Origin of the sequence: Corynebacterium bouchesdurhonense, from assembly GCF_900078305.2 — a bacterium.
In the GTDB taxonomy this organism is placed as follows: Bacteria; Actinomycetota; Actinomycetes; order Mycobacteriales; family Mycobacteriaceae; genus Corynebacterium; species Corynebacterium bouchesdurhonense.
Genome location: NZ_LT546027.1, coordinates 136,394 through 157,259, shown reverse-complemented (window position 1 = coordinate 157,259; position 20,866 = coordinate 136,394). Strand labels below are relative to the sequence as shown.

Annotated in this window: 17 protein-coding genes; 16 read left to right on the top strand and 1 reads right to left on the bottom strand. The window is 70.0% G+C overall.

Going from position 1 to position 20,866, the window contains the following annotated elements; genetic code table 11:
* Window positions 1–25 precede the first annotated feature (25 nt).
* From BN4252_RS04360 to BN4252_RS04285, 16 genes are all read left to right on the top strand, one after another.
* Window positions 26–1,573 carry a UDP-N-acetylmuramoyl-L-alanyl-D-glutamate--2,6-diaminopimelate ligase gene (locus tag BN4252_RS04360; protein ID WP_230208569.1) on the top strand — a complete coding sequence of 516 codons (1,548 nt, stop codon included), beginning with the start codon at window positions 26–28 and terminating at the stop codon, window positions 1,571–1,573.
* 5 nt (window positions 1,574–1,578) lie between these two features.
* Window positions 1,579–3,132, top strand: coding sequence for a UDP-N-acetylmuramoyl-tripeptide--D-alanyl-D-alanine ligase (locus BN4252_RS04355; protein ID WP_066526349.1), 1,554 nt, complete (start codon window positions 1,579–1,581; stop codon window positions 3,130–3,132).
* A 14-nt stretch (window positions 3,133–3,146) separates the two neighbouring features.
* The gene (gene mraY / locus BN4252_RS04350) at window positions 3,147–4,253 is read left to right on the top strand and encodes a phospho-N-acetylmuramoyl-pentapeptide-transferase (RefSeq protein WP_066526346.1); all 1,107 of its coding nucleotides are present in this window, start codon (window positions 3,147–3,149) and stop codon (window positions 4,251–4,253) included.
* Entirely contained in the window at window positions 4,250–5,647 is a 1,398-nt protein-coding gene (murD, locus tag BN4252_RS04345; protein ID WP_066526341.1) for a UDP-N-acetylmuramoyl-L-alanine--D-glutamate ligase, read from the top strand. The genes mraY and murD overlap by 4 nt, the downstream gene beginning before the upstream one ends.
* Before the next feature lie 65 nt (window positions 5,648–5,712).
* Window positions 5,713–7,233: an FtsW/RodA/SpoVE family cell cycle protein gene (locus tag BN4252_RS04340; protein WP_066526339.1), complete on the top strand. Its 1,521-nt coding sequence runs from the start codon at window positions 5,713–5,715 to the stop codon at window positions 7,231–7,233.
* Between the two features lie 31 nt (window positions 7,234–7,264).
* The gene (locus tag BN4252_RS04335) at window positions 7,265–8,353 is read left to right on the top strand and encodes a UDP-N-acetylglucosamine--N-acetylmuramyl-(pentapeptide) pyrophosphoryl-undecaprenol N-acetylglucosamine transferase (RefSeq protein ID WP_066526692.1); all 1,089 of its coding nucleotides are present in this window, start codon (window positions 7,265–7,267) and stop codon (window positions 8,351–8,353) included.
* 88 nt (window positions 8,354–8,441) lie between these two features.
* The gene (gene murC / locus BN4252_RS04330) at window positions 8,442–9,821 is read left to right on the top strand and encodes a UDP-N-acetylmuramate--L-alanine ligase (protein WP_230208572.1); all 1,380 of its coding nucleotides are present in this window, start codon (window positions 8,442–8,444) and stop codon (window positions 9,819–9,821) included.
* Window positions 9,821–10,471 (top strand): cell division protein FtsQ/DivIB, encoded by a 651-nt coding sequence (locus tag BN4252_RS04325; RefSeq protein WP_066526330.1) that lies wholly within the window; start codon window positions 9,821–9,823, stop codon window positions 10,469–10,471. The genes murC and BN4252_RS04325 overlap by 1 nt, the downstream gene beginning before the upstream one ends.
* Before the next feature lie 147 nt (window positions 10,472–10,618).
* A complete protein-coding gene (gene ftsZ / locus BN4252_RS04320; protein ID WP_066526327.1) occupies window positions 10,619–11,875 on the top strand; it encodes a cell division protein FtsZ in 1,257 nt (418 codons plus the stop codon).
* Window positions 11,876–11,892: 17 nt separating this feature from the next.
* Complete coding sequence (gene pgeF / locus BN4252_RS04315; RefSeq protein WP_066526324.1) at window positions 11,893–12,621, top strand: peptidoglycan editing factor PgeF; 729 nt, start codon at window positions 11,893–11,895, stop codon at window positions 12,619–12,621.
* Window positions 12,622–13,317 (top strand): YggS family pyridoxal phosphate-dependent enzyme, encoded by a 696-nt coding sequence (locus BN4252_RS04310; RefSeq protein WP_066526320.1) that lies wholly within the window; start codon window positions 12,622–12,624, stop codon window positions 13,315–13,317.
* 48 nt (window positions 13,318–13,365) lie between these two features.
* Window positions 13,366–13,839 (top strand): cell division protein SepF, encoded by a 474-nt coding sequence (locus BN4252_RS04305; protein ID WP_066526315.1) that lies wholly within the window; start codon window positions 13,366–13,368, stop codon window positions 13,837–13,839.
* 9 nt (window positions 13,840–13,848) lie between these two features.
* Window positions 13,849–14,157, top strand: a complete 309-nt coding sequence (locus tag BN4252_RS04300) for a YggT family protein (protein ID WP_096877766.1) — start codon at window positions 13,849–13,851, stop codon at window positions 14,155–14,157.
* A 61-nt stretch (window positions 14,158–14,218) separates the two neighbouring features.
* Entirely contained in the window at window positions 14,219–15,184 is a 966-nt protein-coding gene (locus BN4252_RS04295; RefSeq protein WP_066526314.1) for a DivIVA domain-containing protein, read from the top strand.
* A gap of 217 nt (window positions 15,185–15,401) precedes the next feature.
* A complete protein-coding gene (gene ileS, locus BN4252_RS04290) occupies window positions 15,402–18,587 on the top strand; it encodes an isoleucine--tRNA ligase (RefSeq protein ID WP_066526304.1) in 3,186 nt (1,061 codons plus the stop codon).
* A gap of 311 nt (window positions 18,588–18,898) precedes the next feature.
* Entirely contained in the window at window positions 18,899–20,191 is a 1,293-nt protein-coding gene (locus tag BN4252_RS04285) for an HNH endonuclease signature motif containing protein (RefSeq protein ID WP_066526301.1), read from the top strand.
* On the opposite strand, the gene BN4252_RS04280 is transcribed toward BN4252_RS04285, so the two are convergent.
* Window positions 20,161–20,844 carry a metallophosphoesterase family protein gene (locus BN4252_RS04280; RefSeq protein ID WP_066526299.1) on the bottom strand — a complete coding sequence of 228 codons (684 nt, stop codon included), beginning with the start codon at window positions 20,842–20,844 and terminating at the stop codon, window positions 20,161–20,163. The genes BN4252_RS04285 and BN4252_RS04280 overlap by 31 nt on opposite strands.
* Window positions 20,845–20,866: the final 22 nt, after the last annotated feature.

Here is a 20,866-nt window from a genome sequence, read left to right as displayed (position 1 = left end):
CCCCAACGCGGAAGGAGACAGCACGGTGACACACGTGACACACGCGGCAGACGCGGACCGGGCAGCCGGGCCAACCCTGGCGAGGCTGGCGGAGATCGCGGGCGCCGAGCTGGTGCACGCGCCGCGGGCGGACTGGCCGGTTGCGTCGGTGAGCCTGGATTCCGCGGCCGTCGAGCCGGGCGGCCTCTTCGCGGCGCTGCCGGGCACGCGCGTGCACGGCGCCCGCTACGCCTTCGACTCCGCCGCCGGCGCGATCCTCACCGACCGGGAGGGCCTGGCCATCATCGCGGGCACCCCGGACACGCGCCCGGTCCTCGTGGTTGATGACGTGCGGCGGGTGCTGGGCGAGGTCGCGGCCGAGGTGTACGGGTGGGCGTCGAAAAGCATGAAGCTCATCGGCGTGACCGGCACGAGCGGCAAAACCACCACGACCTACCTCTTGGAGCGGGGCCTGACCGCGGCCGGATGCAGCGTGGGGCTGATCGGCACCACCGGCACCCGCATCAAGGGCGTGGACGTGCCTACCGCGCTGACCACCCCCGAGGCACCGACGCTGCAGGCGCTGTTCGCCCGCATGGCGCGCGAGGGGGTCACGCACGTGGTGATGGAGGTGTCCTCCCACGCGCTCATGCTCGGCAGGGTTGGGGGCACGCTTTTCGACGCAGCCGGTTTTACCAACCTCTCCCAGGACCACCTCGACTTCCACCCGACGATGGAGGACTACTTCGAGGCGAAAGCCCTCTTCTTTGACCCGGCCTCCCCGCTTCATGCTGAGCGCAGCGTGATCTGCGTCGACGACGAGTGGGGCGAGCGCATGGCCCGCGTGGCGCGCAACCCCGTCACAGTGGGCACGCGCGGCCAGGCCGGCGTGGATGTTGCCGCCACCCAGCTCGGCGCCGACGATTCGGGTGCGCAGGAGGTGGAGCTCGTGCTTGGCGACGCAACCTATGAGTTCACCTTGCCCCTGCCCGGCGCGTTCAACGTAGCCAACGCCGCGCTAGCCGTCGCGCTCGCCGCCGAGGTGGGGGTGGACCCGGAAGCGTTCATCTCGGGCCTCTCCGAGGCCAGCGTGCCGGGCCGGATGCAGCGCATCGACCGCGGTCAGGACTTCGTGGCCGTGGTGGACTACGCGCACAAGCCCGCCGCCGTGGCCGCTGTCCTGGACACGCTGCGCGGGCAGGTCAGTGGGCGCGTCGGGGTAGTGCTCGGCGCCGGCGGCGACCGCGACGCGTCCAAGCGCCCCGTGATGGGCCGCGAGGCCGCGGCGCGCGCCGACCTGGTGATTGTCACCGACGACAACCCGCGAACCGAGGACCCCGCCGCCATCCGCGCCGCGGTCCTCGAGGGCGCGCGGGAGGCGGCCGGCGCGGGCGTGGAGATCCGGGAAGTGGGCCACCGCGGCGAGGCCATCGATCAGCTTGTGGCCTGGGCCCTGCCCGGCGACGCGGTGATTGTGGTGGGCAAGGGCCACGAGGTGGGCCAGATTGTGGGCACCACCACGCACCACTTCGACGACAGGGAAGAGATGGCCCGCGCGCTGGAAGCGCGAGTGCACCGGATAGGTGGGGAGTAAGAGACATGATTACGCTTTCGCTGCAAGACATCGCGGACATCACCGGAGGTCGGCTTAGCCCCGAGGCGGACCCGGCCGCCCGCGTGAGCAGCTTCGTCGAGTTCGACTCGCGGAAGATCACCCCGGGCGGGCTCTTCGTCGCGCTCCCGGGCGCACGGGTGGACGGCCACGACTACGTCGCCGCGGCGGCGGCCAACGGCGCGGTGGCGGCCCTGACCACCCGCGAGGTGGGCCAGCCGGCAATTGTGCTGCCCAAGGTGCCCCGCCGCGAGGGCGACAATTCGGACTTGGCGGCGGGCGACCCGGACGGCTCGGCCGCCGGGGTGGTGGCCGGGATGTCGGCGCTCGCCGCCCACGTGGCGCGCGAGCTGACCGCGCACCACGGGCTGCGCATTACCGGGGTGACGGGCTCGGCGGGCAAGACCTCTACGAAGGACCTTATCGCCGCTGTGCTCGCGCGCGCGGGTGAGACGGTGGCCCCGCCCGGCTCCTTCAACAACGAGATCGGCCACCCGTACACCGTGCTGCGGTGCACCACGGACACGGACTTTCTGGTGGCCGAGATGTCGGCGCGCGGGGTGGGCCACATCGCCCACCTCGCCCGCATCGCCCCGCCCCAGGTGGGCGTGGTGCTCAACGTGGGATCGGCGCACCTGGGGGAGTTCGGCTCCCGGGAGAACATCGCGCTGGCCAAGGGCGAGCTGGTGGAGGCGCTCCCGCCCGCCGCGGACGGGGGAGTGGCGGTGCTCAACGCCGATGATGACCTGGTCTCCGCCATGCGCAGCCGCACCGCCGCGCGGGTGGTCACATTCTCCGCGGAGGGCAACCCGGCGGATTACTACGCCACGGACGTGGAGCTGGACGAGCTGGCGCGTGCGACCTTCACCCTGCACAGCCCGGACGCGCCGCCGCAGCGTGTTGAGCTCAACGTGTTCGGCGCGCACCAGGTGTCCAACGCGCTTGCCGCAGCCGCGGTGGGCATGGAGTGCGGCATCGACGCGGCAGTGGTGGCGGACGCGCTCAGCGGCGCACACTCGGTCTCGGTCAACCGCATGGACGTGAACACCCGCCCGGATGGGGTGACGGTGATTAATGACGCCTACAACGCCAACCCGGAATCCATGCGCGCCGGTATCGCTGCCTTGGGCTTCACCGCGGCGGCGCGTCCGGGCGTGCGCTCGGTGGCGGTGCTGGGCGAGATGGGGGAGTTGGGCGAGGACTCGGTGCGCGCCCACGCTGCGCTGGCGGAGGAGCTGGCGCGCTACCGCGTCACGCACCTGGTCACCGTCGGTTTCAACCCCGCCACGGAGGCGCTGGCGGAGGCCGCCCGCGGCGAGGGCGTGCACACGCTCGAGGTGGCCGACGCCGCCGGCGCTGCCGCTGAGGTGGAGACACTCCTCGCCTCGACGCCGGCCGGCGCCGAGGGCTGGCGTGAGCGGCGCGACCGGGACGTTGTGCTGGTTAAGGCCTCCAACGCGCTCGGCCTCTGGGCGGTGGCGGAGCAGCTCCTGCGCCCGCATACGCTAGGTAGCGCCGAAGAGAACGAAGCAGGACGGTAGAAAGCGACGGCACCATGGTTCAGCTCATCATCGCGGGGGTAGTCAGCTTCCTCGTCTCGATTTTCACCACGCCCCTCCTCATCAGGTACTTCCACCGCCGGGAGATGGGCCAGGAGATCCGCGAGGACGGCCCCCAGTGGCACGCCAAGAAGCGCGGCACGCCCACCATGGGCGGGCTGGCCATCCTGCTCGGCATTACCGTGGGCTACGTGGTCAGTGCCGCCGTCGCCGTGGCGCAGGGGCACGACGGATTCACCGCCTCCGGCCTGCTGGTGCTGGGCCTCACCCTGGCGCTCGGCATGGTCGGCTTCGCAGATGACGGCATCAAGCTCTTTCTCAAGCGCAACCTGGGCCTGAACAAGACGGCCAAGCTGATCTCCCAGTTCGCCATCGCTATCGTCTTCGGTCTGCTCATCCTCCGGTTCCCGGACGACAAGGGCCTTACCCCGGGGTCGACTTTCCTTAGCTTCGCCCGCGACATCGAGACGCTGAACGTGGACGGCTTCGGCGGCGTCCTCGGCACGGTTGTGTTCCTGCTGTTCATCTACCTCCTGCTCGCCGCGTGGTCCAACGCCGTGAACCTCACCGACGGCCTCGACGGCCTCGCCGCGGGCACCACGGCGCTGGTGATGGCGGCGTACACCTTTATCACCTTCTGGCAGTTCCGGAACTCCTGCGCCGCGGCGGCGGCCCCCGGCTGCTACTCGGTGCGCGACCCGCTGGAGCTGGCCGTGCTGGCCGCGTCCGGTTTCGGTGCCTGCATGGGCTTTCTATGGTGGAACGCCGCGCCCGCGAAGATTTTCATGGGCGACACCGGTTCCCTCGCACTCGGCGGCCTGGTGGCCGGCTTGTCCGTGTGCTCGCGCACCGAGCTGTTGATGGTGATCATCGGCGCGCTGTTCGTGATCGAGGCCGCTTCCGTGGTCATCCAGGTGGCGTCGTTCAAGACCACCGGCAAGCGCGTGTTCCGCATGGCTCCCTTCCACCACCACTTTGAGCGCAGCGGCTGGCCCGAGACCACCGTGGTGATCCGCTTCTGGCTCATCGCGGGGATGGGCGTGGCGATGGGCCTGGCCGCCTTCTACTCCGAGTGGCTCAGCCAGATCGGCGACGTGCTGTGAGGCCCGGGGTTCCTCCGGAGCTCCGCGGCGGCGTGATCGTCGCCGGCGCGGGCGTGTCCGGCATCGGCATGGCCAACCTGCTGCGCGACATCGGCGTGGCCGTGCTGGTTGCAGACGACAGGGACCCCGGCCGCGCACGCGCCGCGGCCGCCGGCCACCGCGCCGTCTCCACAGCCGAGGCTCGCGCCCACTTCGGCGAGGTGGGGGCGGTAGTGACCTCGCCCGGATGGCGGCCGAATTCGCCTTTGCTTGTCGACGCCTCCTTTGCCTCACTTCCCGTCCTCGGCGACGTGGAGGCCTGCTACCGCCTCGACCGGGCCGGCGTGTTCGGCCCGCCTCGGCAGTGGCTGGTGGTCACGGGCACGAACGGCAAGACCACCACCACCGGGATGCTCGCCGCCATGATGGCGCAGCTCGGCGCGGACACCGGCAAGCGAGCCCGCGCCTGCGGCAACATCGGCGTGGCGGTGGCCGACGCGCTCACCGCCGCCGAGCGCATCGACGTGCTGGTGGCCGAGCTGTCCAGCTTCCAGCTCTTCTGGTCCGACCAGCTCACTCCTGATGCCGGCGTGCTGCTCAACCTCGCCGACGACCACCTGGACTGGCACGGATCCTTCGCTCACTACGCTGCCGCCAAGGCGCGCGTGCTCACCGCAACCCACGCGGTTGCCGGTGTGGACGACGCGCACGTGCGCGAGCTCGTTGCGCGCACCGGCCGCGACGACATCGTGGGCTTCACCCTCGCCGAGCCCGGACCGGGCCAGGTGGGCGTGGCCGGCGGGCGCCTGGTGGCCAACCTCGGCGGCGAGCCGCGCGACCTCGCTTCGGCCGAGGGCATCGAGCCGGCGGGGGCGGCCGGCGTCCTCGATGCGCTGGCGGCATCCGCGGTGGCGTTGACCCAGGGCGCCCAGCCCCACCACATTCAGGCGGCGCTTCAGGCGTACCGCGTGGAGGGCCACCGGGGTGCGGTGGTCCACTCCAGCGGCGGGGTGGATTGGGTGGACAACTCCAAGGCCACCAACCCGCACGCGGCGGATTCCGCGCTCACCGGCGCGGGCACAGTGGTGTGGATCGCCGGCGGCCAGCTCAAGGGCGCGGCGGTGGAGGAGCTCGTGGCCGCCCACGCGGCCCAGTTCCGCGCCGTGGCGCTGTTGGGGGTGGACAGGGGGGTGCTCAGGGGGGCCGTCGAAAAGCTGGCTCCGCACGTGCCCCTGTTCGTCTCCGACGCCACCGACCCCGAGCGCGCGATGGCCGAGGTGGTGGACTTCGCGGCCAGCCAGGCGCAGCCCGGCGACACGGTGCTGCTCGCCCCCGCGGCGGCGAGCCTGGATATGTTTCCGGGAATGTCTGCGCGTGGCAACGCGTTCGCCGCCGCGGCAGTGCGACACTCCTAAGGAGTAACCTCAAGTAGAGGTTTAGACAGTCCGAGCGAATCAGAGCGAAAGGGCACGACGCACTCATGACGGTCCGCGGCACCCGCCACGCCACCCGCCCCGCACCCGCCCCTTCCCGCGGGGCGCAGCGCCCGCGCACGCCGGAGTCGGGCCTCGCCCGCTTCTCCCGCAAAGCCCACGCCGCCATGGAGGCGAGGCCGCAGCTGGATTACGCGGTGATCCGCACCGTGGTGCTCATCCTCGCCGGCCTGGGCGTGGTGATGGTCTTAAGCTCCTCCATGGCCACCTCCTTCGCCGACTCCGCCTCCGTGTGGTCCCAGGCCCTGCGCCAGACCGTCATGGTGCTCGGCGGCCTGTTCATGTTCTGGGTGGCGCTGCGCACGCACCCGGAGAGGCTGCGGCGCTTCTCCGGGGCGATCATGATCGTCGCCATCCTGCTGCTCATTGCGGTGCTGATCCCGGGCGTGGGCACCGGCCGAGAGGAGGTCGGCTCCCAGTCCTGGATCGTGGCGGGGCCGCTGCGCCTGCAGCCCTCCGAGGTCGCCCGCATCTCCATCGCTATCTGGGGCGCGCAGGTGCTCGCCGGCCGTGACCCGCGAGCGCTGTTCCGCGCCAACAACGGCTTCCCGCTCTTCCTTAGCGTGGCCACGCTCTGCGTCTTCCTCATCGCCATGCAGGGGGACCTGGGCATGGCCATGTCCTTCGCCATCGTTGTCGGCTTCATCCTCCTGTTCGCGGGCGTGACGTGGAAGACCATCGGCGCGCTCGCCGGGGCCGGCCTGCTAGTCATGGCGGTCGCGTTCTTCTCGGGCGGCTTCCGCTCTAACCGCTTCCACGTCTACTTCGATGCCCTGCGCGGCCACTTCGAGGACACCCGCGGCGTGGCCTTCCAGTCGCACCAGGGCTTTCTTTCGCTTGCCGACGGCTCCCTGTTCGGCGTCGGCCTCGGACAGTCCCGCGCCAAATGGTTCTACCTGCCGGAGGCCCGCAACGACTTCATCTTCGCGGTGATCGGCGAGGAACTCGGGCTGTGGGGCGGCGCGCTGGTGATCACCCTGTTCGCCCTCCTCGGATTCTTCGGCCTGCGGGTGGCGCGCCGGGCGCAGACCCAGTTCCAGTCGCTGATGGCCGCGGCGCTGACCGCCGGCGTGGTCTCCCAGGCTTTCATCAACATCGGCTACGTGGTGGGCCTACTTCCGGTGACGGGCATCCAGCTGCCGATGCTCTCCGCCGGCGGCACCTCCGCCATCATCACCCTCGCCGGTATGGGCGTGCTGGCCTCCGTGGCGCGTCACGAGCCGGACGCGATCTCGGACATGCAGAACCACGGCCGTCCCGCCTTCGACCGCATGCTGCTGATCCCGGAGCCGCGCCCGCTTTCCCAGCTGCGCGGCGCGTCCGCCGCGCCGCGCGGTGCCCGCGGCGCCCGCGGCGCCCGCGGCGCTCGCCCGGCGCGCACCGTGACCGCGGCGCAGCGCCAGGCCCGCTTCGGCACCCCGGTCACGGGCGGCCGCGCGCCCGTTCAGCGCTCGGCGGCGCCGCGATACGATGAGACGCGCCGGCGCGCGAACGCACGACGGATGTAGACGGATATAGAGGTAGGGCGCAATGCAAGACATGACCGAGAAGACGCTGAGCGTGGTGGTGGCCGGCGGCGGCACCGCCGGCCACATCGAGCCGGCGCTCGCGGTCGGCGAGGTCCTGCGCGACTCGTACGGCGCCAACGTGGTCGCCCTCGGTACCGAGCGGGGCTTGGAAACATCCATTGTGCCCGCCCGCGGCTTCGAGCTGCGCCTGATCGACCCGGTGCCCATCCCGCGTCGCAAGCCCTGGCTCCTTCCGGGTGTGCCCGTGAAGCTGACGCGCTCGGTGCGCCAGACCCGCCGGGTGCTGAAGGAGACGGGGGCCCAGGCCGTGTTCGGCACCGGCGGCTACGTGGCCGCCTCGGCCTACCTGGCTGCGGCCACGATGGGCCTGCCGTTCTTCGTGCTCGAGACGAACGCGCTGGCCGGCATGGCCAACAAGCTGGGCGTGCAGCTCGGCGGCGCCGGCTTCAACGCGGTGGCCAACTCCGGAATGCGCGGCGACGTGGTGGGCATCCCCGTGCGCCCGGGCGTGGGCGTGGACCCGGACGGGGTGAAGGCCGAGCGCGGCCGGCGCACCTGGAACCTGGACGAGAACCGGAAGACGCTGCTGGTCACCGGCGGCTCGCAGGGCGCGGTACGGATCAACGAGGCCCTCGCCGGGGCGGTGGAGCGCCTCACCGCGGACGGCTACCAGGTGTTGCACGCCTACGGCAGAAAGAACGACGCCCCTGCGCCCCACGAGGGCTACACCGCCCTGCCCTACATCGACGACATGGAGGCCGCCTACGCGGTTGCAGACCTGGTGGTGTGCCGTTCCGGCGCGATGACCGTTGCGGAGAACTCCGCCGCCGGCCTGCCGGCCATCTACGTGCCCCTGCCGCACGGCAACGGTGAGCAGGGCCTGAACTCCGCCCACCTGGTTTCCACCGGCGCCGCGCTGCGCATCGACGACGCGGCGCTGACCCCCGACACGCTCTATACCGCCGTGGCGGGCATCCTGGGCGACGACGAACGCCGCGCGCAGATGCGCAGCGCGCTCGAGCGCTCCGGCGCGGGCAACGTCGCCGAGGAGCTCGCCGCGCGCATCGCCCGCGCCGGCGGCGTGAAGCCCCGTTTGTGAGAAGGAGACAATGGCAGTGGCTGTGGCAGTGAATACCGGCACCGTGGACCTCTCGCGCGTCCACCTCATCGGCATCGGCGGCGCGGGCATGTCGGGCGTGGCCCACATCCTGCTGGACCGCGGCAGCGTGGTCACCGGATCGGACGTGAAGGATTCGCGCCCGGTGCGGGCGCTGCGCAGCCAGGGCGCCACCGTGGCGGTGGGCCACGCGCCGGAGAACCTCGAACTTGCGGGCGAGCTGCCCACGGTGGTGGTGACCAGCTTCGCGGCCATCCCCAAGGACAACCCCGAGCTGGTGCGCGCCGCCGCCGAGGGCATCCCGGTGATCCGCCGCTCCGACCTCCTCGCCGAGCTGATGGAGGGCTACACCCAGGTGTTGCTCGCTGGCACACACGGCAAGACGTCCACCACCTCCATGGCGGTGGTGGCGCTGCAGGCGGCGGGGGCGGACCCGTCATTCGCCATCGGCGGGCAGCTCAACCGCGCGGGCACCAACGCCCACCACGGCGCGGGGAGCGTCTTCGTGGCCGAGGCCGACGAATCGGACGCATCGCTTTTGCGCTACAAGCCGGACGTGGCGGTGGTAACCAACATCGAGCCGGATCACCTGGACTACTTCGGCTCCCGGGAGGCGTACTTCCAGGTCTTCGACGACTTCGCCGACCGCGTCACCGACACCGGCCACTTGGTGGTTTGCCTGGACGACGACAACGCCGCCGAGTGCGGCCGCCGCGCCCTCGCTCGCGGCGTGCGGGTACTCGGCTACGGCACCGCTGAGGCGGCGGCGCGCCACGCCGACATCCCCGCCGGGGCGGTGGTCACGGCAGAGAACCCGATCCGGGTGGATCTGCCGGGCCGCGGCAGCGTGGAGTACACGCTGACCATCCCGGGCCGGCACATGGTGCTCAACTCCGCGGCTGCCCTGCTCGCGGGCGCACTGGCAGGGGCGGACCCGGAGCGCCTGGCCGCGGGCCTGCGCGACTTCACGGGCGTGCGCCGCCGCTTCGAGCTCAAGGGCGAGGTGGCCGGCGGGCCGTACGCGGGCGCCCGCGTGTACGACGACTACGCGCACCACCCCACCGAGGTGGCGGCGGTGCTGCGGGCGGCGCGTGAGAAGGTGGCGTCGGAAGGCGGCGGCGCGCGCGTGGTGGTGTGCTTTCAGCCGCACCTGTACTCCCGCACGCAGGAGTTCGCGGCCGAGTTCGCTGACGCGCTTTCGCTTGCCGACGCCTGCGTTGTGCTGGATATCTACGGCGCCCGCGAGGCGCCCGTGGAGGGCGTGACCTCCCGCCTGATCACCGAGCGAATTGCCGGCGGCACCGAAGTACGCCTGGAGCCGGACTTCTCCGCCGCGCCTCAGGCCGTCGCGGCGCTCACCCGCCCCGGCGACATGGTGTTCACCATGGGCGCGGGCAGCGTGACGCTCTTGGCGGACGAGATCCTTGCCGTGCTTGCGGAGGCGCAGTAGTGCGGCGCAAGGCTGCGGGCGTCGCGGCCTCGGTGGTTGTCCTCGCGGGACTGGCCGCCGCGGTGCCGTTCACGCCGGTCATGCCCGTCAGCGGCATCGAGGTGGAGGGCAACCGTGCGCTGGACACCCGACGCGTGGAGGAGCTGAGCGGCATCGAGCCGGGCACGCCGATGGGCCGGGTGGACGTGCGCCGGGCGGCCGAGCAGGTGGCCGGGGACCCGTGGGTGAAGTCCGTGACCGTGAAGCGGGACTGGCCCAGCCACGTCGATGTCTTGGTGGAAGAGCATACGGCGGTGGCCTACATCACCCAGCCGGACGGGACGCACCTCATCGACAGCGACGGCAAGGACTTTTTGGTGGCGGAGCCGCCAGCGGACGCGGTGGAGCTGGTGGGCGCCGAGGTGGGGGACCAGGAGGCGCTGCGGGGGGCGGTGGCGGTGGCGGCGTCGATAAGCAATAGCTCCCGCGGGCAGATCTCCTCCGTGGAGGTGGGCAAGTACACCTACCAGCTGCGTACGGAGGACGGGCGCACCGTGGTGTGGGGCGCGCCTGAGGACAACGAGAACAAGGCGCTGGCGCTGGAGACGGTGCTGCAGATGGACGGCCGGGAGTTCAACGTCTCCAACCCGCACCTGGTCACGTCGCGCTGAGGCGGGGACAAAAGCCCAGGTCACAACCCTAAAGTAGAGGTTTAGGGTCGAGACACGCCGGCCGAGAACACGAAATTTCTCGCCGTGTCCCCGATTATTGGAGCAACCACACACGTTCCTTGAACCCTGAAAGGCGAGCATCCCCTCATGACCTCTCCCGCAAACTACCTCGCCATGATCCGCGTTGTCGGTGTCGGTGGCGGCGGCGTCAACGCTGTCAACCGCATGATCGAGGAGGGACTGAAGGGCGTCGAGTTCGTCGCCATCAACACCGACTCGCAGGCGCTCCTGTTCACTGACGCGGACACCAAGCTCGACATCGGCCGCGAGGCCACCCGCGGCCTCGGCGCGGGCGCGAACCCCGAGGTTGGCCGCACCAGCGCCGAGGACCACAAGCAGGAGATCGAGGAATCCCTGAAGGGCTCCGACATGGTGTTCGTCACCGCCGGCGAGGGCGGCGGCACCGGCACCGGCGCTGCCCCGGTGGTGGCCGGCATCGCCAAGAAGATGGGCGCGCTGACCATCGGCGTGGTCACCCGCCCGTTCACGTTCGAGGGCAAGCGCCGCACCCGCCAGGCGCTCGAGGGCATCGCGAACCTCAAGGAGGTCTGCGACACCGTCATCGTCATCCCCAACGACCGCCTCCTGCAGCTCGGGGACCCGGACTTGTCCATGATGGACGCGTTCCGCGCCGCCGACGAGGTGCTGCACAACGGTGTCCAGGGCATCACCAACCTCATCACCACCCCGGGCGTGATCAACGTGGACTTCGCCGACGTGCGCTCCGTGATGGCGGACGCCGGCTCCGCGCTCATGGGCGTGGGCTCCGCGCGCGGCGAGAACCGCGTGATGACGGCTACTGAGCAGGCCATCAATTCCCCGCTGCTCGAGTCCACGATGGAGGGCGCCAAAGGCGTGCTGCTGTCCATCGCCGGCGGCTCCGACCTGGGCATCAACGAGGTGCACACCGCGGCCTCCATTGTCTCCGAGAAGGCGGACGAGGACGCGAACATCATCTTCGGCACCATCATCGACGACAACCTGGGCGACGAGGTGCGCGTGACCATCATCGCCACCGGCTTCGACGAGAACGCGAACAAGCTGCCGGAGCTGCAGGCCGCCGACGCCAAGTCCGGCTCCACCGCCGTCAGCGTCGAACCCGCCTCCGAGTCGGTTACCCCCGCGCCGTCTGCGCGGTCGGGGCAGTCGGGGCAGACGCGCGGCTCGCTTTTCGACGATCGCCGCGAGCCCCGCGACTCCGGGGAGCACGCCGAGGAGTACCAGGCGCGCCACCGCTACGAGGCGCCGCAGCGCTCCGGCCTCTTCACCGAGCGCGAGGCCAGCCGCACCGACCACGGCTTCGACGACGACTTCGACGTGGACGTGCCCGACTTCCTGCGCTAAGCCGCTAGCCTGGGTGCATGGCAGATCTCAACGACCGCCCCGTCCGCATGGTGTTCACCTCCCGTGCCGGCGGGGTTTCGTCGTCCCCGTACAGCTCCTTCAACCTCGGCGGCCACGTGGGCGATGACCCCGCGAGCGTGGCCGCGAACCGTGCTCGCCTCGCCCGCGTTGTGGGCGTGGACCAGGAGCGCTTCGTATGGATGGAGCAGCTGCACACCAACACCGTCACCGTGGTGGAGGGGCCGCAGCGCACCCCCGTGGAGGCCACCGACGCGGTGGTCACCCGCGAGGTGGGACTTGCGCTGTGCGTGCTGGTGGCGGACTGCGTGCCCGTGCTCTTGGCGGACCACGCGGCGGGAGTGGCGGCCGCCGCGCACGCCGGCCGCCTCGGCGCGCGCAACGGCATCGTGGCAAAAACCGTCGAGGCGATGGTTGGGCTCGGCGCCACCCCCGGCAACATCCAGGTGCTGATGGGCCCGGCCGCCGCCGGCGAATCCTACGAGGTGCCGGCGGACATGGCCGCGGACGTGGAGCGCCGCCTGCCCGGCTCGCGCACCACCACCCGCAAGGGCACCCCTGGCCTGGACATCCGCGCGGGCCTGGTGCGACAGCTGCTCGGCCTCGGCGTGACCCACGTGGACGCGGACCCCCGCGACACCGTCACCGACACGGATTTCTTCTCCTACCGCCGCGACGGCGTGACCGGCCGCCAGGCGGGCGTGATCTGGTTGACGGGGGCGAAGTAGATGGAGCGGCTGGCCCAGAACCTCGAGGCCGTCCGCGGGCGCATCCGCGAGGCGGAACGCGCCGCTGGCCGCCCGGAGGGGAGCGTGTCGCTTTTGCCGGTGAGCAAGTTCCACCCCGTAGAGGCCGTGCAGGCGCTCGCGGATCTCGGCGTGGACTTGGTGGGGGAGAACCGCGAGCAGGAGGCCCGCGAGAAGGCCGCCCAGCTGCGCGGTTGCGGCATCGCGATGATCGGCCAGATCCAGACCAAGAAGGCCAACGCCGTGGCGCGCTGGGCGGCGCAGGTGCACTCGCTGGACTCGGTCAAGCTGGCCCGCGGCCTCGACCGCGGCGTGGCGCTCGCCCTGGAGCGCGGCGACCGCACCTCGGCCACGCTGCCGTGCCTGATCCAGGTGTCGTACGACGGCGACACTTCGCGGGGCGGCGCGGCGCGGGAGGACGTCGACAAGCTCGTGCTCGAAGTGGAAGAAGCGGCCCACCTCGAGCTCGCCGGGATTATGGTCGTGCCCCCGCTGGGGGCTGATGCGCAGCGTGTGTTTAGCGAGGTGCGTTTGCTTGTCGACGACTACTCCCAACGCCTCTCCCGCCCGCTCGCGTTCTCGGCGGGCATGTCCGGGGACTTCGAAACGGCGATCGCGTGCGGCTCGGACATCGTGCGTGTCGGAACAGCGGTGTTCGGCCCCCGCCCCGTAGTCTGACCCCGGACGGCGAATTACACCCACGGCATTTCCAGCGAGGAGCACCCCATGTCTTTCATCGGCAGCGCGAAGGAATTTTTCGGCTTCGGCCCGTACGACGACGGCGAGGACGCCTACTACGACGACCAGCAGTACCGCGAGCCGCGCGAGACCGCCGCGGTCGAGGCCCCCGCCCGCGCCGAGCGCACCCACGCGCCGGCCCCGCAGCGCGCCACCTCCTACGCCCCGCCCGCCAGCTTCACGCCGGAGATCGTCTCCACCGCGCCGCGCTCCTACAACGATGCGAAGGAGATCGGCGAGCCCTTCCGCGACGGCGACGCCGTGATCATGGACCTGACAGACCTGGACCCGGCGGATGCGAAGCGCGTGGTGGACTTCGCCGCGGGCCTCTGCTTCGCACTGCGCGGCAACATGTTCAACCTGGCCCGAAACACCGGCTCGCGCCGCCGCGTGTTCGCCATCGTGCCCGAGAACGCCCGCATCTCCGAGAGCGAACTCAAGCGCGTCGCCCGCCTGGGCTAGCCTTAAGCCGTGGCTTATTTCGGAGCGATTCTGTACGCCCTTGTGGGGCTCTACATGCTGGTGGTGGTCATCCGCATCATCGTGGAGATGATCGAGGCCTTCTCCAAGCAGTTCGACCCGCCGCGGTGGTTCATGCTCACCGCGGAGCCGCTTTTCCGCATCACCGACCCGCCGGTGAAGGCCCTGCGCCGCCTCATCCCGCCGCTGCCCATGGGCGGCGGCATCGGCTTGGACGTCAGCGTGATTGTCCTGTTCCTGATTTTGATGGTGGCCCAGGCGCTGATCGGGGGCCTGATGGTGCGTCCGGCTCTCGCCTGAAAAGGCGACTTCGGGGTATAACTTGTAAAAGCATGAAAAACACGGATCGAAGGGAACGCCAATGCCGTTGACACCAGCAGACGTGCACAATGTCGCATTCAGCAAGCCGCCGATTGGCAAGCGCGGCTACAACGAGGACGAGGTTGACCAGTTCCTCGACCTGGTGGAGGACACGCTCGCGCAGCTGCAGGACGAGAACGACGACCTGCGCGCCCGCGTCGAGGAGGCCGGCAACGGCGCCCCCGCGGCCCCCGCGGCCGCCGCCCCCGTGAAGTCCGCCGATGAGGCCGCCATCCGCCGCGACGTTGAGGCCAAGCTCCGCGGCGAGTACGAGGAGCGCCTGGCCAAGGCGAAGCAGCAGCAGGAGCAGGCGGAGTCCGAGCTCGCCGCCGCCCGCGAGGAGGCCAAGGCCGCACGCCAGCAGGCGGCGGAGGCGAAGAAGTCCGCGCAGCCGCAGCAGCTCGCCGGCGCCACCAAGGTCGCCCCCGCCACCCCGGCAGCCGCCACCGCGGACACGCACGTGCAGGCCGCCAAGGTCCTCGGCCTAGCCCAGGAGATGGCGGAGCGCCTCACCTCCGATGCGCAGTCCGAGGCCCAGACCATGCTCGCGGACGCCCGCAGCGCGGCCGAGCGCCAGCTCACCGAGGCGGACCAGTCCTCCAAGAAGCAGGTGGCGGACGCCCAGAAGAAGGCCGAGCAGACCACCCGCGACGCGGAGCAGCGCGCTCACCAGCTCGTCTCCGAGGCCGAGAAGAAGGCCCAGGATGCGACCACCGAGGCCAACACCCGCGCCGAGGCGCAGATCCGCAAGGCCGAGGAGCAGGCGAAGCAGCTGCAGGCGGACGCCGAGCGCAAGCACACCGAGATCATGAACACGGTGAAGCAGCAGCAGACCGCGCTGGAGAACCGCATCGCCGAGCTGCGCACGTTCGAGCGCGAGTACCGCACCCGCCTGAAGACGCTGCTCACCTCCCAGCTCGAGGAGCTGGAATCGCGTGGTTCCTTTGCGCCGAACGGTGACAAGTAGACCGTCGGCAAGCAAACTGCGCTAAACTAAAACCGCTTTGATCCGGCCATCACCGGGGAGCGTTCCGGAAGAACGGGCTTGCCTCAGTAGAACCGGACGTTAAAGGGAGACGTCACATCCTTCACAAACGAAGCGGGGCCCCGCACCGGGGCCCAAGCAGGGTGGTACCGCGAGGCCGGCTCGGTCGCGTCCCTGCCAAACGTTGTGGAGGATTGACATGGCAGTAGGTGGCGTTTACCCCAAGGTCGACATGACCGGCGGCAGCTCCAGGTTCCCCGATATGGAGCGCGTGGTGCTGGACTACTGGAACAGCGACGGCACGTTCCAGGCATCGTTGCAGAACCGCGCGGGCTGCGAGGAGTACGTCTTTAACGACGGGCCGCCGTTTGCCAACGGCCTGCCGCACTACGGCCACCTGCTCACGGGCTACGTCAAAGACATCGTTCCCCGCTACCGCACGCAGCAGGGCTACCACGTTCCGCGCGTGTTCGGGTGGGACTGCCACGGCCTGCCCGCGGAGCTGGAGGCGGAGAAGCAGCTCGGCATCACCGACAAGGCCCAGATCGAGGAGATGGGCCTGGAGAAGTTCAACGAGTACTGCGCCAAGTCCGTCATGCACTACGCGGACGAGTGGGAGGACTACGTCACCCGGCAGGCCCGCTGGGTGGACTTTGAGAACGGCTACAAGACCATGGACCCGGAGTACATGGAGTCTGTCATGTGGGCGTTCAAGGAACTGTATGACAAGGGCCTGATCTACCAAGGCTTCCGCGTCCTGCCGTACTCCTGGGCTGAGCACACTCCGCTGTCGAACCAGGAGACCCGCCTGGATGACTCCTACCGGGAGCGCCAGGACCCGACCGTGACCGTCGCGCTGCCGGTGCGCGGCGCGCGGCAGGGGTTCGCGGCCGAGCGCACGCTGCAGGAGCACGCATTGCTTGCCGACGCATCCCTGATCGCCTGGACCACCACCCCCTGGACCCTCCCGTCCAACCTTGCCCTGGCGGTTCACCCCGCGGTCGAGTACGCACTCGTGCGCGTCGGCGAGGACGGCGCCGAGGGCTTCGCCGGCCAGCTGCTGGTGCTGGCCTCCGACCTGGTCGGCGCGTACGCCAAGGAGCTCGGCGAGTCCCGCGAGGTGGTAGATACCTTCACCGGCGCTGAGCTGGAGGGCCTGGAGTACGAGCCGGTCTTCGACTACTTCCGCGACACCGAGAACGCGTTCATGGTGCTCAACGCCGACTACGTCACCACCGAGGACGGCACCGGCGTGGTCCACCAGGCGCCCGCCTTCGGCGAGGACGATATGTACACCTGCCAGGAGTACAACATCCCCCTGGTGATCCCGGTCGACGCCGACGGCAAGTTCACCTCGCTGGTGCCGGACTATGCGGGCAAGCTGGTCTTCGACGCCAACCGCGACATCATCCGCGACCTGCGCGCCGCCGGCCGCGTGGTGCGCGACCAGACCATCGTGCACTCCTACCCGCACTCCTGGCGCTCCGGCGAGCCGCTGATCTACATGGCCCTGCCGGCTTGGTTTGTGAAGGTCACCGACGTGCGCGACCGGATGGTGGAGCTGAACCAGGAGATCGACTGGATCCCGTCCCACATGCGCGACGGCCAGTTCGGCAAGTGGCTCGAGGGCGCCCGCGACTGGAATATCTCCCGCACGCGCTACTGGGGCTCGCCGGTGCCGGCGTGGGTGTCGGACAACCCGGAGTACCCGCGCGTGGATGTCTACGGCTCGCTGGACGAGCTGGAGCGCGACTTCGGCGTGCGCCCGCAGTCCCTGCACCGCCCGCACATTGACGAGCTGACCCGCCCGAACCCGGACGACCCGACCGGCCAGTCCACCATGCGCCGCGTTCCGGACGTGCTGGACTGCTGGTTCGAGTCCGGCTCCATGCCGTTTGCGCAGTACCACTACCCGTTCGAGAACGCGGAAGAGTTCGAGGCCCGCCAGCCCGCGGACTTCATCGTGGAGTACTCCGGCCAGAGCCGTGGCTGGTTCTATGTCCAGCACGTGCTGTCCACGGCGCTGTTCGACCGCGTCGCTTTCAAGAAGGTGGTCGCGCACGGCATCGTGCTCGGCAGCGACGGCCTGAAGATGTCCAAGTCCAAGGGCAACTACCCCAACGTCAACGAGGTGTTCGACCGGGACGGCTCGGACGCGATGCGCTGGTTCCTCATGTCCTCGCCGATCCTGCGCGGCGGCAACCTGATCGTCACCGAGCAGGGCATCCGTGACGGCGTGCGCCAGGCCATCCTGCCGATCTGGAACGCCTACACCTTCCTGCAGCTGTACTCGTCCCGCGACGCGTCGTGGTCCGTGGACTCCACCGACGTGCTCGACCGCTACATCCTGGCCAAGACGCACGATATGGTCGCTGCGGTGGGGGAGGCGCTGGACGACACCCGCATCGCCGACGCCTGCGACGAGATCCGCCGCTTCGCCGACACGCTGACCAACTGGTACGTCCGCCGCTCCCGCGACCGCTTCTGGGAGGGCCAGGAGGCGCACCCCGAGGCGTTTGACACCCTCTACACCGTGCTCGAGGTGCTCACCCGAGTTTCCGCCCCGCTGCTGCCGTACATCTCCGAGGTGATCTGGCGCGGCCTGACGGGTGAGCGCTCGGTCCACCTCACAGACTTCCCGAGCGCCGAGGAGTTCCCGGCGGACGCGGATCTGGTTACGGCGATGGACGCCACTCGTGCGGTGTGCTCGTCGGCGTCGTCGGTACGCAAGGCCCGCAAGCTGCGCAATCGCCTGCCGCTGCCGAAGCTCACGGTGGCGATGCCGAATGCCGACGCGCTGCGCGATTTCGCGCCCGTGATCCGCGACGAGGTGAACGTGAAGGAGATCGACCTCACCTCCGACGTGGATTCCGCCGGCTCCTTTGAGGTGGTTGTGAACGCGAAGGCGGCCGGCCCGCAGCTGGGCCGCGACGTCCAGCGCGCGATCAAGAACGTCAAGGCCGGAAATTACGTCCGCGAGGGTGAGAACGTTGTGGTGGACGGTGACATCGTGCTCACGCCCGAGCTGTACACCGAGCGCCTTGTCGCCGAGGATCCGGATAGCACCGCGCGCGTGGAGAGCGCCGACGGCACGGTGGGCCTGGTGGTCCTCGACACCCGCGTGACAGAGGAGCTCGAGGCCGAGGGTTGGGCCGCCGACGTGATCCGCGGCCTGCAGGACGCCCGCAAGCAGGCCGGCCTCGAGGTGTCGGACCGCATTGCCGTGCGCCTGTCCGTGCCCGCCGACCGCGCCGAGTGGGCCGAGCGTCACGCGGACCACATCGCGGCCGAGACCCTGGCCACCGATTTCGTGGTGGTCACGGATCCGCTCGGCGGCGGTGTCCAGGTCATCGACGGTGTCACCGCGACCGTGACCAAGCAGTAGGGGGCTGTTGCTTCTCGACGTTTTCCGCCCGGCGGAACACCCTCAAGCACCACTTGAAGGTTTTCCGCCCGGCGGAACTGTGGCCGCGAACCGGGCGTAGATCGAACGCCGCCCGCGTTGCCCGTCGCCCGTTGTTCCGCCGGGCGGAACACTCTCAACCTCTGGTTCAGGGTATTCCGCCGCGCGGAAAATGGCGCCTGGGTGTAGCCTTGTGTTCGAACATGTGGTCGAACGTCCGAACATCGTGTCGGCGCGCTCCTCTAATGTCTCCCCCAAGACAGCCGCAACAGCACACCACCGGGGGAAACACCATGACTGTCACCACCGCACCCGACCCGTCGAAAGTAGCCAGCCCACCGAGCGAGGAGGCCCGCGAGCTCGCCGAAACCATCCGCACCCACCACCGGGCGGTCAACAGCGAAAAGGCGCTCCTGCTCGAGCACATCGCCCGCTTCGACGAGGAGGATCTGGCGGAGCACTTCGGCGCCGTCAGCACCGCAAGCTGGCTGGCCAGAGAGCTCAACTACGCCACCACCACGGCCTACGAGTACGTGCAGGTGGGCACGGCGCTCCGGCGCTTTACGCTGATCGGGGAGGCGTTTGCCAAGGGAGAGCTGGACTACACCACCGTCCGGCTGCTCACGAAGTACCTCACCGAGGAGAACCAGTCCCACCTGCTCGCGCTGGCCACCACGCTGTGCCGCTCCGAACTCATGGCGGCGCTCGCCGGGGCGGAGAAGACGGAGAAACGGGATCCGACCGAGCCGTACCTCCGGTTCCGCACGCGGGAGGACGGGATGCTCAAAGGCGAGTTCCTGCTCCCGGCCGTGGCGGGCCAGGAGTTCGTGGCCGCGCTGAAGGTGGCCGAGCTCGCCGCCAGCGGGAAGAGCGCGGAATCGGCGGCGGGTGAAGACGACGGGGAGGAAGAGGAGGCGTGCCCCGCAACTATGGAGGCTCCGCCGAGGCCGAGAACCAAGATGAGCGCGGAGGATATCCTCCGGCTGCCCTCGCGCTTCGGCCCGCCGCTGAAGGACCAGCTGTATGACGCTTTCATCACCATGATCGGCATGGTGCGCACAAACCCGGCGAGCCCGCTGCGCGCCCCCGGCGCGCACGTGAACATCATCTGCACGGAGGACGGCCGGGTGTGGATGCCGCAGAACCCGCAGGCGCCCTCGAGCGTGATCAGGGGATTCGTGGCCAACGCAGTGGCGCGGGGCCACCTGCTGGACGGGGACGGGCTGAACTTGTACGTCGGTAGGCAGCAGCGCCTCGCAACGGATGCCCAGGTGGCGGCCCTGCTCGCGGTGTGGGGCCACCAGTGCGCGATGCCCGGGTGCACGCACAGCAGATTTATCCAGATCCACCACATCCGGGATTGGGCGGCAGGGGGCGAGACGAACGTGAGCAACCTGATCCCGCTGTGCTCGAGCTGCCACTCCAAGGTCACGCACGGGCTGGCGCACATCCACATCACGTCCGGCCAGATCGAGTTCCAGTTCATCGACGGATCCCGCTACGTCACCCAGAACCGCTGCCTGCCCGCCCGGGTGCCGGGCGGAGACGGGGCCGGCTATGACCCGACGGACCTCACCTTTGCGTGATCTGTCGGGATCTCGCGGATGTCCACGCCGCCCGCGGCCCCGGGCGAGACCGCGAGGGCGCGGCCCATGCCCACCCAGCCGATGAACGGCCGCTGGGAGAGCGTGACCGGCTGGTGCACGTGGCCAAGCAGCCAGGCGTCGTAACCAAGGGCGGTGAGCTCCTCGGTGGTGCAGGGCAGGCAGGGGTTGTTGCTGTACTCGCCGGTGACGCTGCTGTGGAGGAGGCCGAGGTTCAAGGTGGCGTCGAAAGGCAAAGGAAAGCTCCGAGCGAGCCGCCGCGGGTCGCGGTCCACCTCCACAGCAGCGGTGTGGAGCGCCCAGCCGCCGGCGCGGTAGGTGGCGGGGCTCGACCCGGCGGCGGTCACGCCGGGCGGCAGCGTGAGGGTGTGGTGCGCGTCGTGGTTGCCGGCGGTGAACAAGACGGTGTCGAAGAGCTCGACGCCCCGGCGGAAGAACTGGTCAACCTCGGCGTAGGTGTGCTCGGTGAACCGCTTGCGGTCGATGATGTCGCCGAGCATGACAAGGTGGCCGCAACCGGCGTCCGCGGCCCGCTCCATCGCGCGCAGCGCCCAGTCGAGGCCGGGGCCGAGCTTCCTGTCCCCGGTCTGCTTCCGGCCGAGGTGGACGTCTGCGAGCGCGAGAATGGGTTCCATGCAGCCCACGGTAGCGTAAGGG

Bases quoted from the DNA above. Each gene is read 5' to 3' on its own strand.
- BN4252_RS04355 (WP_066526349.1), top strand. From the start codon at position 1,579: ATGATTACGCTTTCGCTGCAAGACATCGCGGACATCACCGGAGGTCGG.
- mraY (WP_066526346.1), top strand. From the start codon at position 3,147: ATGGTTCAGCTCATCATCGCGGGGGTAGTCAGCTTCCTCGTCTCGATT.
- BN4252_RS04340 (WP_066526339.1), top strand. From the start codon at position 5,713: ATGACGGTCCGCGGCACCCGCCACGCCACCCGCCCCGCACCCGCCCCT.
- BN4252_RS04335 (WP_066526692.1), top strand. From the start codon at position 7,265: ATGACCGAGAAGACGCTGAGCGTGGTGGTGGCCGGCGGCGGCACCGCC.
- murC (WP_230208572.1), top strand. From the start codon at position 8,442: ATGTCGGGCGTGGCCCACATCCTGCTGGACCGCGGCAGCGTGGTCACC.
- ftsZ (WP_066526327.1), top strand. From the start codon at position 10,619: ATGACCTCTCCCGCAAACTACCTCGCCATGATCCGCGTTGTCGGTGTC.
- pgeF (WP_066526324.1), top strand. From the start codon at position 11,893: ATGGCAGATCTCAACGACCGCCCCGTCCGCATGGTGTTCACCTCCCGT.
- BN4252_RS04310 (WP_066526320.1), top strand. From the start codon at position 12,622: ATGGAGCGGCTGGCCCAGAACCTCGAGGCCGTCCGCGGGCGCATCCGC.
- BN4252_RS04305 (WP_066526315.1), top strand. From the start codon at position 13,366: ATGTCTTTCATCGGCAGCGCGAAGGAATTTTTCGGCTTCGGCCCGTAC.
- BN4252_RS04295 (WP_066526314.1), top strand. From the start codon at position 14,219: ATGCCGTTGACACCAGCAGACGTGCACAATGTCGCATTCAGCAAGCCG.
- ileS (WP_066526304.1), top strand. From the start codon at position 15,402: ATGGCAGTAGGTGGCGTTTACCCCAAGGTCGACATGACCGGCGGCAGC.
- BN4252_RS04285 (WP_066526301.1), top strand. From the start codon at position 18,899: ATGACTGTCACCACCGCACCCGACCCGTCGAAAGTAGCCAGCCCACCG.
- BN4252_RS04280 (WP_066526299.1), bottom strand. From the start codon at position 20,844: ATGGAACCCATTCTCGCGCTCGCAGACGTCCACCTCGGCCGGAAGCAG.